Annotated in this window: 12 protein-coding genes and 1 pseudogene; 4 read left to right on the top strand and 9 right to left on the bottom strand. The window is 67.7% G+C overall.

Annotation, left to right across the window (positions count from 1 at the left end):
* The first annotated feature begins 3 nt into the window (after positions 1–3).
* On the top strand, positions 4–267 hold the full coding sequence (locus KBY57_RS05610) for a hypothetical protein (RefSeq protein ID WP_254994917.1): 264 nt from the start codon (positions 4–6) through the stop codon (positions 265–267).
* On the opposite strand, the gene KBY57_RS05605 is transcribed toward KBY57_RS05610, so the two are convergent.
* Positions 268–1,899, bottom strand: a complete 1,632-nt coding sequence (locus KBY57_RS05605) for a SulP family inorganic anion transporter (RefSeq protein ID WP_254994916.1) — start codon at positions 1,897–1,899, stop codon at positions 268–270.
* Positions 1,896–3,374, bottom strand: coding sequence for a SulP family inorganic anion transporter (locus KBY57_RS05600; protein ID WP_254995091.1), 1,479 nt, complete (start codon positions 3,372–3,374; stop codon positions 1,896–1,898). Before KBY57_RS05600 ends, KBY57_RS05605 begins: the two co-directional genes overlap by 4 nt.
* Before the next feature lie 309 nt (positions 3,375–3,683).
* Between KBY57_RS05600 and KBY57_RS05595 the strand changes: the two genes are divergently transcribed.
* From KBY57_RS05595 to KBY57_RS05585, 3 genes are read left to right on the top strand one after another with little or no spacing between them, the layout of a single operon-like run.
* Positions 3,684–4,373, top strand: coding sequence for a Coq4 family protein (locus tag KBY57_RS05595; RefSeq protein ID WP_254994915.1), 690 nt, complete (start codon positions 3,684–3,686; stop codon positions 4,371–4,373).
* 31 nt (positions 4,374–4,404) lie between these two features.
* Positions 4,405–5,385 (top strand): cysteine synthase A, encoded by a 981-nt coding sequence (gene cysK, locus KBY57_RS05590; protein WP_094559950.1) that lies wholly within the window; start codon positions 4,405–4,407, stop codon positions 5,383–5,385.
* 41 nt (positions 5,386–5,426) lie between these two features.
* Entirely contained in the window at positions 5,427–5,921 is a 495-nt protein-coding gene (locus tag KBY57_RS05585; RefSeq protein ID WP_254994913.1) for a CAAD domain-containing protein, read from the top strand.
* Between the two features lie 22 nt (positions 5,922–5,943).
* Here the strand turns inward: KBY57_RS05585 and KBY57_RS05580 are convergent, their stop codons facing one another.
* The 7 genes and pseudogenes from KBY57_RS05580 to KBY57_RS05550 all read right to left on the bottom strand — a co-directional run bounded on the left by KBY57_RS05580 (position 5,944) and on the right by KBY57_RS05550 (position 14,906).
* On the bottom strand, positions 5,944–7,911 hold the full coding sequence (locus KBY57_RS05580) for a cation:proton antiporter (RefSeq protein ID WP_254994912.1): 1,968 nt from the start codon (positions 7,909–7,911) through the stop codon (positions 5,944–5,946).
* Positions 7,912–8,082: 171 nt separating this feature from the next.
* Positions 8,083–9,447, bottom strand: a complete 1,365-nt coding sequence (gene gorA / locus KBY57_RS05575; RefSeq protein ID WP_254994911.1) for a glutathione-disulfide reductase — start codon at positions 9,445–9,447, stop codon at positions 8,083–8,085.
* A 145-nt stretch (positions 9,448–9,592) separates the two neighbouring features.
* Positions 9,593–10,315 (bottom strand): annotated as a pseudogene (locus KBY57_RS05570) (sulfite exporter TauE/SafE family protein); the annotation flags it as partial.
* A complete protein-coding gene (locus tag KBY57_RS05565; RefSeq protein ID WP_254994910.1) occupies positions 10,315–10,830 on the bottom strand; it encodes a rhodanese-like domain-containing protein in 516 nt (171 codons plus the stop codon). The gene KBY57_RS05565 and the pseudogene KBY57_RS05570, both read right to left, overlap by 1 nt.
* 42 nt (positions 10,831–10,872) lie before the next feature.
* The gene (locus KBY57_RS05560) at positions 10,873–11,991 is read right to left on the bottom strand and encodes a rhodanese-like domain-containing protein (RefSeq protein WP_254994909.1); all 1,119 of its coding nucleotides are present in this window, start codon (positions 11,989–11,991) and stop codon (positions 10,873–10,875) included.
* 103 nt (positions 11,992–12,094) lie between these two features.
* Positions 12,095–14,290 carry a catalase/peroxidase HPI gene (gene katG, locus KBY57_RS05555; protein WP_254994908.1) on the bottom strand — a complete coding sequence of 732 codons (2,196 nt, stop codon included), beginning with the start codon at positions 14,288–14,290 and terminating at the stop codon, positions 12,095–12,097.
* Between the two features lie 88 nt (positions 14,291–14,378).
* Positions 14,379–14,906, bottom strand: a complete 528-nt coding sequence (locus KBY57_RS05550) for a ferritin (RefSeq protein ID WP_254994907.1) — start codon at positions 14,904–14,906, stop codon at positions 14,379–14,381.
* Positions 14,907–14,965: the final 59 nt, after the last annotated feature.

The following is a 14,965-nucleotide window of genomic DNA, read 5'->3' as shown; positions in this document are numbered from 1 at the left end:
TTGGTGGCGATGCACTTCTGGGCTCCTGAGATCGATCCCTCCCACCCGATGGATTGCACCCAGGCCGAGCGCTACGCCCTGAGGCGGCTCAACGATGGCTCCTTTGTGGCCATTGCCGGAGAGGATCAGCGTCTGGTGGATGTGGGCAGCACCAGCGAAGCGTTTCTCTTCCATACCCATGAGGCAGCCCTGAGGGCGGCCACCGAGCTCAACCACAGTGGGCGCGGACCGCTGGATGTGGTGAAAGTCGAGTGGGAGTCCGCCTGATCAGGCCACCTTTGGGCTGATTGCGGCAGCCAGGGCCTCCAGCCGACTCTTGGTGAGTGTCACACCAGAGATTGCTGGAACCTTGAGCCGATGCAGGCGTTCCCGCGGTTGATCTGTTGCGGTCACGATGAACACCTGCCGCTGCTGGTCGCGGCAGTCGAAGCAGATGGTTTCAATCGCCAAGGCGGCGGTCACCCCCAGCAGCGGCACCTCGCTGAGATCGAGCACCAGGGTGTGAAAGTTGGCGCTGGAGCGAAGCAGCTGGGTGAGGTATTTGCTGGCACCGAAGCTCAACGGGCCGCTGAGTTGCAGCAGCAGCAGCTGGTCGCCGGCCTGCCTTAGCAGCTCCTGCTCCTCGAGATTGAGGTCGTGATGGTCGCCCTCGCCGCCGCTGCGCGCCCGCATCGCCTGCCGCTGCAGCTCGCTCTGGCGTTTGATCGTGAGGATGTTGGCCAGAAACACCCCAACCACCACGGCGGTGATCAGGTCCCAGAACACGGTGAGCAGCAGCACCAGCCACATCAGCCCGGTGGTCCGCAGCGACAGCACGGGGGCCCTGGCGATGAACGACCAGTCGATGATTTCCAGCCCCACCTTCAGCAGGATGCCGGCCAGCACCGCATGGGGAATCGGGCTGGCCAGCGAACCAGCCCCCAGGGTGAACAGCAGCAGCACCAGGGCGTGCACCATGCCCGAGAGCCGCGTTTGCCCGCCTGCCTGCACGTTGGTGACGGTGCGCATCGTGGCACCGGCACCCGGCAGGCCACCAAGCAGGGCGCTGGCCATGTTGCCGATGCCCTGGCCGATCAATTCCTGGTCGGAATCGTGCTGGCTGCGGGTGATGTTGTCGGCCACCAGGGAGGTGAGCAGCGAGTCGATCGAGCCCAGCACCGCCAGGGTGAGAGCGAAGCCCGCCAGGGTGCGCAGATCCCCCCATCCCACCTGGGGCCATTGCAGCTCGGGTAGGCCGGAGGGCATGGCTCCCAGCCTCGGCAGGGCGTTGCTTGGCAGCCACAGCACCGAGACCCCGCTCACCACCACCAGTGCCACCAGGGGGGCTGGCAGCAGGAAGTTCCAGCGCTTGGGATAGAGCATCACCAGCGCAAAGCTGGCCAGTCCCACCGCCAGCGCCGTGGGATTGAGATGGGCCACAGCCCAGGGCAACCTGGCCAGGATCGTGGGGATCGGCCCAGCCAGGCTCACTCCCAGCAGGGGCGGCAGCTGCAGCACCACAATGATCGCGCCGATCCCCGACATGAAGCCCGAGATCACGGTGTAGGGCATCATCGTGATGTACTGGCCCAGCTTCATCAGGCCGAACAGCACTTGGAAGCCGCCCGCCATCAGGGCCACGGTGAAGGCCATTGCCAGGCCGCTGGACTGGCCGTAGCGCCCTACCAGCAGGGTGATCACGGCGGTCATGATCACGGTCATTGGACCTGTAGGACCAGACACCTGGGTGGGTGTACCGCCGAACAGGGCCGCCAGGAAGCCCAACATGATCGCGCCGGTGAGCCCGGCCATCGGTCCGGCTCCGGAGGCCACTCCGAAGGCGAGGGCCAGGGGTAGGGCCACCACCGCGGCGGTGATGCCGCCGGTGAGATCCCCGCGCCAGTGGTTCAGGGCCCTCATCGGGCCAGTTCGCAGCGGGCTCCCTCCACCAGGTCTGGGGCATCGCTGATGCGCCCAAACAGATCCAGGCTCTCGGCATTGAGGTTCAACACCTCCACCTGGGAGCCGCCCTGGCGCAACTTGCGGATCACCTGGTCAAGGGCGCGCACCCCGGTTTGATCCCAGATGTGGGCATTGCCCATGTCAATCGTGATCCGCTGGGGATGGCTGCGCAGATCAAATCCCTCTACAAAGTAGACCGTGCTGACGAAAAAGAGTTGACCACGCACGCTGTAGAAGCGGTGCTCAGGCTCGAGCCAGCTGGAGTGCACGGTGATCACCTTGGCCACCTTGCGGCTGAACAGGATCCCCGCCAGGGCTACACCCACCAGCACCGCGATCGCCAGATTGCTGGTGATCAGGGCGATCAACATGGTTGCCACCATCACGGCGGTGTCGCTCTTGGGGACCCTGCGGATGGCCCGAAACGACTCCCAATTGAACGTGCTGATCGACACCATGATCATCACGGCCACCAGGGCTGCCATCGGCATGCGCGCCAGCTGCTCCCGCAGCCCCAGCACCAGAATCAGCAAGCCGGCACCGGCGGTGAAGGTGGAGAGGCGGTAGCGCCCGCCCGCTTCCACGTTGATCACCGATTGGCCGATCATGCCGGCCCCGGCCATGCCGCCGATCAGCCCCGAAGCGATATTCGCCAGCCCCTGGCCGCGGGCCTCAACATTCTTGTCGCTGTCGGAATCGGTGAGGTCGTCGATCACTGTGGCGGTGAGGAAGGCCTGCAACAGCCCTACAAAGGAGATCGCCAGGCTCACCGGCAGGATGATCGCCAGGGTGTCAAGGTTGAAGGGCACGGCTGGTAACCCGAAGCCAGGCCATGTGCTGGGCAGCTCGCCCAGATCTCCCACCCGCGGCACCGGCAGGTTCAACCCCTCGGCCAGCAGGGTGATCACCACGATCGCCACCAGGGTGGAGGGCACCGCCGTGGTGACCCGTGGCAAGCCGTAGATGATTGCCAATCCAAGGGCTACGAGCAGCCACACGCTGGGCCAGGCCACCGCTGCTCCCCCCAGGCTGGCCACCGTTTCGCCGCCATCGGCCCCCAGCCCCATCTGGGGCAGCTGGGCCCGGAAGATCAGCAGGCCGATGGCGTTGACAAAGCCCAGAGTCACGGCCCGGGGCACAAACCGCATCTGGTGGCCAAGGTGCAGGAAGCCCCAGAGGATCTGGAACAGGCCTGCCAGCAGGGTGGCCGCCAGCAGATAGGCAACCCCGTGGGCCGCCACCAGGGGACCCATCAGCAGGGCCACGCCGGCCGTGGCGGCTGAGATCATGGCGGGGCGTCCGCCTGCGAAGGCCACCACACAGCAGATCGCCACCGAGGCGAACAGGCCCATCTTTGGGTCCACTCCCGCCACCAGAGAGAATGCGATCGCCTCGGGCACCACGCCAAGGGCCACCACAACGCCGGCCAGCATTTCCTTGGGAAGGGACGTCAGGGGCGGGAAGAATCCCTTCAAAAAAGGATCGTTTGTCACTGGTTATCGGTCGTCGCTGGTTTCTGTCGGTATTTGTGTGGGCACTGCAGCTGTGGATGCACTGCTGAACACACCGAGCCCGGCCCAGGTCAAGGCGACGGGCTGAGGTTCAGGCCTGACACCTCAGATGGTTCAGCGGCAGAGTTTCCGTGCCGAGGTGATGCTCGGCGTCTATGGCGGACTGCTCATGGCCGAAACCTATCAGTCCCTTTGGGGCACGTCATCCTGGAGGGAGTTGGGTCTGGCTGGATGTCACGGTTCGGGGAGCTGCTGCGGGCGGCCAATAACCTCAAATTGTTGGCGGCGATCGGTCGCAGCGGCGGTGATCTGAGCTCGGTGGCGGATCTGGTCGACAACATGATCGACAGCCCCCAGATGGTGGATTCGGTTCGCCGCTTCCGGGCCGTGCCGGGGGGCGCCGCGATGCTCGATCAGCGCTACCCCCCGCTCCAACCGGACATCGACCGGTTGATCCAGCTGCCCGAGGGGAGCCTGGGCCGCAGCTATGCCGAGCTGATTCGCCAACTCAACTACGACCCCGAATTCTTCCGGCCCCGGCCCACCACCACCGAGGCCCAGTGGCTCACCCAGCGGGTCGCCACCACCCACGACATCCATCACGTGGTGAGTGGCTTCGGCACCATGCCCGCTGGCGAGAGCGGGGTGCTGGCGATCACCGCCGCCCAGATCGGCTTTCCGGCCTACGTGTTGCTCACCACCGCCGGTCAGCTGGCCAGTTTCCGCTTCCAGATGGAGCGCTTTGAAGAACTGAGCCAGGCGGTGGCCCATGGCATGGCGATCGGGCGTCAGGCCCAGTGCCTGGTGGCCGCCCGCTGGGAGGAGGGCTGGGATCGCCCCATCAGCGCGTGGCGTGAACAGCTCGGCATCCGCGACCCCGCCGATGCCGAGGTTTATGGCCTGGGGGCCAGCCATTCCTAGGCTGCGGGCAAAGAACGGCCGCCCCGATCGGATGACCAGCATCTACGCCGACAACAGCCTCACCATCGGCAAAACCCCCTTGGTGCAGCTCAATCGGGTGACTGAGGGTTGTCAGGCGCGGGTGCTGGCCAAGATCGAGGGCCGCAATCCCGCCTTCTCGGTGAAGTGCCGCATCGGTGCCGCCATGATCTGGCGGGCGGAACAGGAGGGACTGCTGGGCCCCGGCAAGGAGTTGGTGGAGCCCACCAGCGGCAACACAGGCATCGCCCTGGCCTTCGTGGCGGCGGCCAAGGGAATTCCCCTCACCCTCACCATGCCGGAAACCATGAGCCTGGAGCGCCGCAAGTTGCTCACCGCCTATGGCGCCCACCTGGTGCTCACCGAGGGACGCATGGGCATGCCCGGTGCCATCGGCACCGCCAAGGAGATGGCGGCCTCCGACCCCGACCGCTACGTGCTGCTGCAGCAGTTTTCCAATCCGGCCAATCCCCAGATTCACCACGACACCACCGGCCCAGAGATCTGGACCGATACCGAAGGGAAGGTGGATGTGCTGGTGGCGGGCGTCGGCACCGGCGGCACGATCACCGGCGTGAGTCGCTACATCAAGGGCACCCTGGGCAAGCCGTTGGTGTCGGTGGCGGTGGAGCCCACCAACAGTCCGGTGATTTCCCAGGCGAAGGCGGGCCAGGAGCTCAAGCCCGGTCCCCACAAGATTCAGGGCATCGGTGCCGGGTTTGTGCCCGCCAACCTCGAGCTCGATCTGGTGGACCGGGTGGAGACGGTGACCGACGAGGAGGCGGTGGCCATGGCCCGCCGGTTGATGAAGGAGGAGGGCATCCTGGCCGGGATCTCCTGCGGCGCGGCCACCACCGCTGCCCTGCGTCTGGCCCGGGAGGATGCCTACGCCGGCAAGACGATCGTTGTGGTGCTGCCCGATTCCGGCGAGCGCTATCTCAGCTCGGTGCTGTTTGAAGGCGTCTTCGACGAGAAGGGGCTGGCCGCCGGCTGAAGCCCGCTTTATAACGACCCTGGCCTGTGCTGGTTGGTGCCTTGGCAGACGCAGAGGTTCAGGCGATCAACCCAGAGGCTCTGCCGATCAACCCAGAGATCAGCCTCGAGCCTGAACCGGCCACGGAGCCCCCGACGCTGGACATTCCAGTGGCCACGGCGGCGCCGCTGGCCACAACTGAGCCGGCCCCATCCGACTCCGCCAATGCCGAGCCAGGAGCCAGCGCGGTGCTGGGTCTGCCGTTGCAGTTTCTCAACCAGCTGCTGCAGAAGCTCGGTGCCACCCCGCTGCAGTCGCTGGCCGATCTGGTGCCGGCCCTGCAGATCCTGGCCCTGGCGGTGCTGGCCGGCATTGCCCTGAAGCTCACCGGTGCCACCCTGGATGCCATCAACGAGATCCCCCTGGTGGGCGGGCTGCTGGAGCTCGTCGGGCTGGTGGCCCTGCTGAACAGCCTGGCCCGCAACGCCTTCAAGCAACAACAGCGGGCGGAGCTGCTGGATCGGATCCGCAAACTCCGCAAGGATTTGCTGGGGTGAGGCGCGGGGGCAATGGCCGGGCTCAGGTGATCTGATCGGCGTCCCAGTCGGTCGGGCCGATCACAAACAACACATCCCCCTGCTGGAACGCCAGTTCGCCGGGGGGATTGCCGATCGCCTCGCCCGAGCGCGTCACCGCCAGCACGTTGACGCCGTAGTCCTCGCGCAGGCGACTGGTGGCGATGGTGGCCCCCAGCAGGGGGGAGCGGGGGCCTAGCCGCAGGCTGTGGGTTGCCAGGTTGGGCACCGCCACCCGCAGGTCATGCACGGCGGTGGCCTCCTTCGCCAGGCCCCGGGTCATGCGGCGCCAGTCACCTCTCACATCGCCGATCAGGGTCTTGATGTCTTCGCGGGGCACCAGCATCCGCGCCAGTACCCGGGAAAACACCTCGATCGACACCTCCAGCTCATCGGCGATCACCTCATCGGCGCCGAGGGCCATTAGTGGTTCCACCTCCCGCAGGTAGCGGCTGCGCACCAGGATGTAGGCGTCCGGGGAGAACCGGCGGCAGAGCTCCACCACCCGCCTGGCACCGGCGGGATCATCGATCACCACCACGATGGCGCGGGCCCGATCGGCGTGCACCAGCTCGAGAATCGGAGGTTGGCTGGCGTCGCCGTAGTGGATTGGTTCCCCTTGGGCCCGGGCTTCCTTGACGATGCCGGCATTCACCTCCACCACCGCGTAGGGCACGTCGCTGCGGCGCGCGGTGTGGGCCAGGTTGCGGCCGGTGACGCCGAATCCCACGATCAGGATGTGGCCGTTGTAGGCCTCGCTGGCCGTCGGGGCCTCCTCCCGCCGCCACCCCTGCTGCAGCCGTTGCAGGGGGGTGTGGCTGAGCCATTGCGCCAGGGACGGGCCGCTGGCCACCAGGAAGGGCGTGGCGATCATGCTGAGCACGGCCACATCCAGCACGGTCTGGAAGATGTCCTGGCTGAGCAGCCCCGCCGTCACCCCTGCCTTGGTGGCCACCAGGGAGAATTCCCCCACCTGGCCGAGGGCCACGCCGGCCAGCACCGCGTTGCGGAGGGGTAGGCCCACCTGCAGGGAGGCGATCGTTCCCACCAGCGGCTTGATCAGCAGCACGCCGGCCGTGAGCAGGGCGATCTGCCAGGGATGGGCCAGCAGGAAGCGCACGTTCAGCAGCATCCCGATCGAGACGAAAAAGAGGCTCATCAGCACGTCGCGGAAGGGCAGCATCACCGCCACCGCCTGGTGGGAGTAATCCGATTCCGAGAGGATGAAGCCCGCCAGGAAGGCGCCCAGGGCCAGTGACAGCCCCAGGGACTGGGTGAGCACGGCAATGCCCACACAGAGCATGAACACCCCCAGCAGGAAGGCCTCCGAGCTGCGGGTGCGGGTGATGCGCTCCAGTACGAAGGGCACCAGCCAGCGGTAGGCGCAGAAGCCGAAGACCCCCACCAGGGCCACCTTGGCCAGCAGCAGGCCGATGGCCCCGAGTCCGGATCCACCGGCTCCGCCCGCCAGCAGGGGGGCCATCAGCATCACCGGCACCACGCCGACGTCCTGGTAGATGAGGATCGAGAGCACCGAGCGGCCGTGGGGGGTCTGCAGCTCGGCCCGCTCTTGCAGCATCCGCAGCACGATGGCGGTACTGGAGAGTGCTGCCACGAAACCGAGGTAGAGCCCCTGCTGGGGGCTGAGCCCGGTGGGCAGCAGCACGCCGGCCACCACGGCGGCGGTGGCGAAGAACTGAACGCTGCCGCCCACGGAGAAAAAACGCTGCAGGCGCGCCAGGTCGGCGATCGAGATCTCCAGCCCGATCACGAACAGCAGCAGCACCACGCCGATTTCGGCCAGCAGTTCGATCTCGTGCACGTTGCGCACCAGGCCGAGCAGCTCGGGCCCCGCCAGCACGCCGCCCACCAGCAGGCCAATCGCCGAGGGCAGCCGCAGCCGGTGGCACACCAGCGTCGCCAACACCGACAGTCCGAAGATGACAACCAGGTCGATCAGCAGACTGAGCATGGGGATGGGTGCGGCCGCAGGCTTGGGGTTGCTGGCAGGGTAAGGACAGACTGTTCAAGATGAAACAGTTCCCAGCGCAGGTGGGTCCTCGCTGTTTTCAGCCAGCCAGCCGATCGGGTCGCTCCCGGCGGAGGCGGTGGCCTCGGCATCGAGCGGCAAGGCGTGCGGCAATCAATTCGGCATCGTCACGAACTCCTCGGCCACCGAGGGGTGCAGCGCCATGGTGCGGTCGAAGTCGGCCTTGGTGGCGCCCATGCCGATGGCGATCGCGGCCATCTGGATGATCTCGGCGGCGTGCTCGCCCACCATGTGGCAGCCGAGCACCTTGTTACTTGCGGTGTCCACGATCAGCTTGAGCAGCACCTTGGGATCCCGGGCCGGCAGGGCCTGGCTCATCGGCCGGAACCGGGCCCGGTGCACCTTGATCCCATCGGCACCGCAGCGGCCGATCGCCTGCTCCTCGGTGAGCCCCACGCTGGCGAGCTCCGGCTGGGAAAACACCGCGCAGGCCACCAGGCTGTGGTCCACCTGGCGGGGCTTGTGGCCAAACTCCGTGTCGGCGAAGGCGCGGCCCTCATCCACGGCCACCGGCGTCAGGTTGATGCGGTCGGTTACATCGCCCACGGCAAAGATGCCGGGCACGTTGGTGCGCTGATCGGCATCCACCGGGATGCGGCTGCCCTCCACCGCCACGCCGGCGGCCTCGAGGTTGAGGCCCTTGAGGAAGGGCTTGCGGCCGGTGGCCAGCAGCACGCCGCCGCAGGCGATCGATTCGCCGCTTTGGGTGGTAACGCTGAGCTCGCCGGGGGCGCACTGGCCGGTGATCGCCGCGGGCGAGTGGGTGAAGCGGATCTCGATGCCGCCTGCTTCCATGCCGGCACGCACCGCCTCGCTGGCCTCGCGATCGAAGCCGCGCAACAGGTGATCGCCGCGTACCAGCTGGGTCACCTGCACGCCCAGGCCATTGAGGATGCCGGCGAATTCGCAGGCAATGAAACCGGCACCCACCACCACCACCCGCTCGGGCAGGCTCTCCAGCTCAAACATGTCGTCGCTCAGCCAGCCCAGCTCTGCGCCGGGGATCTCGGGGCGCTGGGGCCGGCCGCCCACGGCGATCAGGATCCGCTGGCCCTGGAGCTCGCGCTCGCTCCCGTCGGCGCCCGTTACCACCACGCTGGTGGCGCTGCTGAAGCGGCCCCAGCCCCGCACCAGCTCCACGCCGGCTTTCTCCAGAAACCCGAGGTGCAGGGTGTTGAGCCGGTCCACCTCGGTGCGCACGTTGGCGAGCAAACGGGACGCATCGAGGCGCACGTCGCCCACCTCCCAGCCATAGCTGGTGGCATCCGCCAGCAGGTGCCGGTAGGCCGAGCCGTACACCAGCAGCTTCTTGGGCACACAGCCGCGGATCACGCAGGTTCCGCCCACCCGGTCGCCCTCCACGATCGCCACCCGGGCGCCGTAGCTCGCGGCGCGTTTGGCGGCAGCCAGGCCACCGGAGCCGGCGCCGAGCACGATCAGATCGAAGTGGTTGCTCATGGCGGGGAGGGCGTGGGAAATCAGGAAAACAGAATGGCGAATGGGGTGCTACGGCTGATGGGGGGAGGGAGGGCCAGGTGATGGCGGCTTCGGTGGGCAGGTGTTGGCGCCGCCAAGCCTCGGCGCCGGTGAGGGCAGCCGTGCCGAGCAGCAGCAGCGCAAAGCCATGGCGTAGGAGGCGGTCGCTGAGCCGGGGAGCTAGCCGCTGGCCCACCACCGCCCCAACGGCGCCGCCCACCAACAGGGGAGCCATCAGCGGCAGGCTGGCGGCGGGCCAGTGGCCCACGGCTGCGAGCGCCACCAGGGCATTCACGGCGATCAGCAGCAGGCTGGTGCCGCTGGCCAGGGCCATCGGCAGGCCCGCCAGCAGCACCAGGGCCGGCACGATGGCAAAGCCACCGCCCACCCCGGCGATGCCGGTGAGCAGTCCCACCAGCACCCCTTGAATGGCCAGGGCCACTGGCTGGGTGCGCCGGATGCCATCGGCGTTGGCCACCAGGGTGCGGCGGCTGAGCAGCCAGGCGGCCACCAGGGCGGCGAGGGCGAAAATGGCCAGCTGCACTGGCTCGGGAATGAGGCCCGCTTTCACCCAGCTGCCGCCGACCCAGCTGCCCGCCAGGGCCGGCAGGCCGAGGATCAGGGCTGGACGGGGGGCGAACTGGCCGCGGCGCAAGTAAGGCCCCAGGTTGGCCAGGGCCAGCAGCATCACCACCAGCAGCGAGAGGGGAACGGCCTCCCGGGTGGGCAGGGCCGCGCCGCTCACCAGCAAGGGCAGCAGCAGGATCGAGCCACCGGCACCGAGCACCGAGAGCAGAAAGCCGATCAGAACACCACCGCTTGCCAACAGGGCGAGGCTGGAGGGATCCATTACAGGTCCACTTTGTTCCAGGGCATCACCGCCAGCAGGCGCGCCATGCCGCAGAAGCCACTCACGCCGGCAAACACCAGTCCCGCCCCGACAAACCAGCTGAGCAGGATCCAGGCGGGGGCCACGGTGTTGCTGAGGATCAGGCCCAGCAGCACGAGCGAGCCGGCGGCGATCTGCACCTGACGCATCAATGGCAGGGGGGCATTCTTGAGTGCGCGCACCGGCAGGCCTGCCTGCTGCCAACTGGGCAGGCCGCCCGCCAGGTCGTTGACGGGGTGGGAATAGCCCTGCTGCAGGAGGTTTTGCACACCTTTGCTGCTGCGCTGGCCGCTCTGGCACACCAGCACCAGCGGGCCCCGGGGCAGGTTGGCCAGGTGCAGGCGTGCGAGGGGCACGTTGAGGCTGCCGGCGATGTGGCCGCTGGCGTATTCCATCGGCTCACGCACATCGATCACGGCAACGCGCTGGGAGTGGAGCTGTTCGGCCAGATCGTGGGCGCTGATGCTGGGGCTCATGGTTTGCAAGGCGGAGGAGGGAACGGAGCAGAGGGAGACGATTCAGTTGCTGGTCAGGCGTTCGATCGGATAGCCGTCGGCCTCCCAGCGGCTGATGCCACCGCGGAGGTTGGCCACCTGCTGGCGGCCGGCCTTGAGCAGCTGCTGGGTGGCGAGGGCTGAGCGGCTGCCGGAATGGCACACCAGCACCACGGGGCGATCCGCGGGCAGCTCGTGGCTGCGGTTGTCCAGGTCGGGCAGCGGCAACAGCACGCTGCCCGGGATGCGGCCGTCGGGGCCGTTGAACTCCTCGCCTGAGCGCACGTCCACCACGGTCACGCTGCTGCTGTGATCGGCCAGCCAGTCTGGGCTGAGTTCCGGCAGACCGGCATAGCTGCGCTGCAGGGGTGCCCAGGTTTCGGGGGCGGCTTGGTCGCGCGGCTTACCAGAACGCATGTTGCCGGGCAGGGCCTCGGCGATCTTGTGGGGGTGGGGCAGTTTCATGTTCTCCATGTGGCCCACGAAATCCCGCTCGGTGGCGGCGCCGCCGAGCCGTGCGTTGAACGCCTTTTCTTCCGCGACGGAGGTGACGCTGCGGCCGGTGTAGTCGTGGGCGGGATAGAGCAGGCAGGCCTCCGGCAGCGATAGGAGCTGCTCGGTGATGGAGCGCCACAGGGTGTGGGCGTTGCCCTGCTGGAAGTCGCAGCGGCCGCAGCCCCGCACCAGCAGGGCATCGCCGGTGAAGGCCATGGTGTGGTTGTCGAGCACGAAGCTGAGGCAGCCATCGGTGTGGCCGGGGGTGCTGCGCACCTCCAGGTGCCGCCCGCCGAAGCGGATGCGATCGCCATGGGCCAGGGGCAGGGTGACGTTTTCGGCGCGGGCGGCCGCGGCCAGGCCGATGGCGCAGCCTGTGGCCTGGTGCATCAGCCAGCTGCCGGTGACGTGGTCGGCATGGGCGTGGGTGTCGATCGACGCCACCAGGGTGATGCCCAGTTCGCGGATCAGGGAGAGGTCGCGGTGGTGTTGCTCGAACACCGAATCGATCAGCACCGCCTCGCCGCTGGGCACATCGACCAGCAGGTAGGTGAAGGTGCCGGTGTCGACATCAAACAGCTGGCGGAACAGCAGCGCGCCGCCCCCGGCGGCGGCGGCCAGGGAGATGGGCGCAGAGGCGACAGCCATTGGGATCCAGCGGCAATAGAATGACTATAGCCGCATAAAGGCGTTAAAGTAATTCTCGGTTTCGCGGATTGATGTCTGGCGTCTCCCTGCGCTCTGCTTGGGTTCAGCGCTGGATATTGAAGCGATCAGCCTCCATCACCTTCACCCAGGCGGCCACGAAGTCGCACACCAGGCGCCCGGCGCCATCGCCCTGGGCATACACCTCGGCGATCGCCCGCAGCTGGGAGTTGGAGCCGAACACCAGATCCACCCGGGTGCCGCTCCAGCGCAGCTGCCCGCTGCGGCGGTCCCGCCCCTCAAACAGCTCGCCGCTCTCGTCGACGGGGCTCCAGCTGGTGGCCATGTCGAGCAGGTTCACGAAGAAGTCGTTGCTCAGCACCCCCGGCCGCTCGGTGAACACGCCATGGCGCACGCCACCGCTGTTGGCACCCAGCACCCGCAGGCCGCCCACCAGCACGGTCATCTCCGGAGCGCTCAGGCCCAGCAGTTGGGCCCGGTCCAGCAGCAGGTGCTCGGCGGTCACGCTCATCGGAGCCTTCTGCCAGTTGCGGAAGCCATCGGCCTGGGGCTCCATCACCGCAAACGAGGCCGCATCCGTTTGCTCCTGGCTGGCATCCATCCGGCCCGGCGTGAACGGCACCTCCACCGGCATGCCCGCGGCGGCGGCCGCCTGCTCCACGCCCACGCCACCCGCCAGCACGATCAGATCTGCCACCGACACGCGCACCCCACCTGAGCGGGAGGCGTTGAACGCCTGCTGGATGCCCTCGAGCACGGCCAGCACCCGTTGCAGCTGCTCGGGCTGGTTCACGGCCCAGCTGTTCTGCGGGGCCAGGCGCACCCGGGCGCCGTTGGCGCCGCCACGCTTGTCGGAGCCGCGGAAGCTGGAGGCCGAAGCCCAGGCGGTGCTCACCAACTCGGCGGTGCTTAGCCCCGACGCCCGCACGCGCACCTTGAGATCGGCGATGGCGGCCCCGTCCACCAGGGGGTGATCCAGCGCCGGAATCGGGTCCTGCCAGATCAGCTCCTCGGCGGGCACTTCAGGACCGAGGTAGAGGGCCTTGGGCCCCATGTCGCGGTGGGTGAGCTTGAACCAGGCGCGGGCGAAGGCATCGGCGAAGGCCTCCGGGTGCTGGTGGAAGTGGCGCGAGATCGGCTCGTAGATCGGATCGAAGCGCAGCGACAGATCCGCCGTGGTCATCATCGGCGGGTGCTTGAGCCCGGGGATGTGGGCGTCGGGGATCAGGTGCTCCTCGCGGCAGTCTTTCGCTTGCCACTGCCAGGCACCGGCGGGGCTCTTGATCAGCTCCCACTCGTAGCCAAACAGCATCTCGAAATAGCCCATGTCCCAACGGGTGGGGTTGGGTTTCCAGGCGCCCTCGATGCCGCTGGTGGTGGCATCGGCTCCCTTGCCGCTGCCGTGGCGGCTGCGCCAGCCCAGGCCCATCTCCTCCAGCGGTGCCCCCTCGGGAGAGGGGCCCAGCAGCTCGGCGCTGCCGGCGCCGTGGGCCTTGCCGAAGGTGTGGCCGCCGGCGGTGAGGGCCACCGTTTCCTCGTCGTTCATCGCCATGCGGAGGAAGGTCTCGCGCACGTCGCGGCCGGAGGCCACCGGGTCGGGCTCGCCATTGGGGCCCTCCGGGTTCACGTAGATCAGACCCATCTGCACGGCCGCCAGAGGGTTCTCCAGCTCGCGATCGCCGCTGTAGCGGGCATCCCCCAGCCAGGTGGTCTCGTTGCCCCAGTAGATGTCCTCCTCCGGCTGCCAGATGTCAGCACGGCCGCCACCGAAACCGAAAGTCTGGAAACCCATCGATTCCAGGGCACAGTTGCCGGCAAGGATCATCAGGTCGGCCCAGGAGATCTGGTTGCCGTATTTCTGCTTGATCGGCCACAGCAGCCGGCGGGCCTTGTCGAGGTTGCCGTTGTCGGGCCAGCTGTTGATCGGCGCGAAGCGCTGGTTGCCGGTGCCGCCGCCGCCGCGGCCATCGGCGGTGCGGTAGGTGCCGGCGCTGTGCCAGGCCATGCGGATGAAGAGGCCGCCGTAGTGGCCCCAGTCGGCGGGCCACCAGTCTTGGGAGTCGGTCATCAGCGCGATCAGGTCGCGCTTGAGGCCGGCGTAGTCGAGCTGCTCAAAGGCCTCGGCGTAGTGAAACGCCTCACCGAGCGGATTGGAGGCCGGGCTGTGCTGGTGCAGGATCCCGAGGTTGAGCTGCTGGGGCCACCAGTCGCGCGGCGCGGGGCCGCGGCCCGCCACCGCTGCTGCGCCGTGGTTGAAGGGGCACTTGCCGAGTTCGGTCATGGTGCTCGCCTGCCTGATCCCACTGCTCGCAACGTAGGGAGCGCGCTCAGGGGCGTCTGACGAGGGTCACAGTCCTTAGCGGCTCTGCTCAGGCCCCATTGGCTCCGCTGAGGCCGCCTTTCACGTGAGCGAGGGCATTGCCTTCCAGAAACTGCTGGTCGAGCAGGAGCAGGGCGGCGCTGTTGTCGCCAGCCAGCCGCAACCGCTTGCACACGAAGCGAGCCTCCGCTTCCTCCTGGAGCTGCTCGGCCACAAACCAATCGAGCATGGCGGTGGCGCTGCGCTCACTCAGCTTTTCGGCCAGCGAGTAGAGACGGTTGATCGAGGCCGTCACCCCCTTCTCCATGTCGTACACCTGGTCGAACAGCTGCTGCACCGAGGGCCAGCTGCGTTCGGGAGCGTCGATCGTGGGGAGTTCCACCTGCTCGTCGCTGTCCACCAGGTAGGCGATCATCCGGGCGGCATGGCCGCGCTCCTCATTGCTCTTCTCAAGCATGTAGGCCGAAAACCCTGCCAGGTCCTTCTCCCGCAGCCAGATCGACATGGCCAGGTAGCTGTGGCTGGCCTGAAATTCCGCCGCCAGGTGGTGGTTGATGGCGCTGGTCAGTTCTTTCATGGGCAACAGCTGCTCGCGTGGCTGGTGGGGTATGGCCAGGGGTTGGTCACGGTGTAGCA

This window comes from Cyanobium sp. Aljojuca 7D2 (assembly GCF_024346415.1).
Classification (GTDB): Bacteria; Cyanobacteriota; Cyanobacteriia; order PCC-6307; family Cyanobiaceae; genus Cyanobium_A.
The sequence above is the reverse complement of the archived record's forward strand: the minus strand, read 5'-3'. Positions and strand labels throughout refer to the sequence as shown.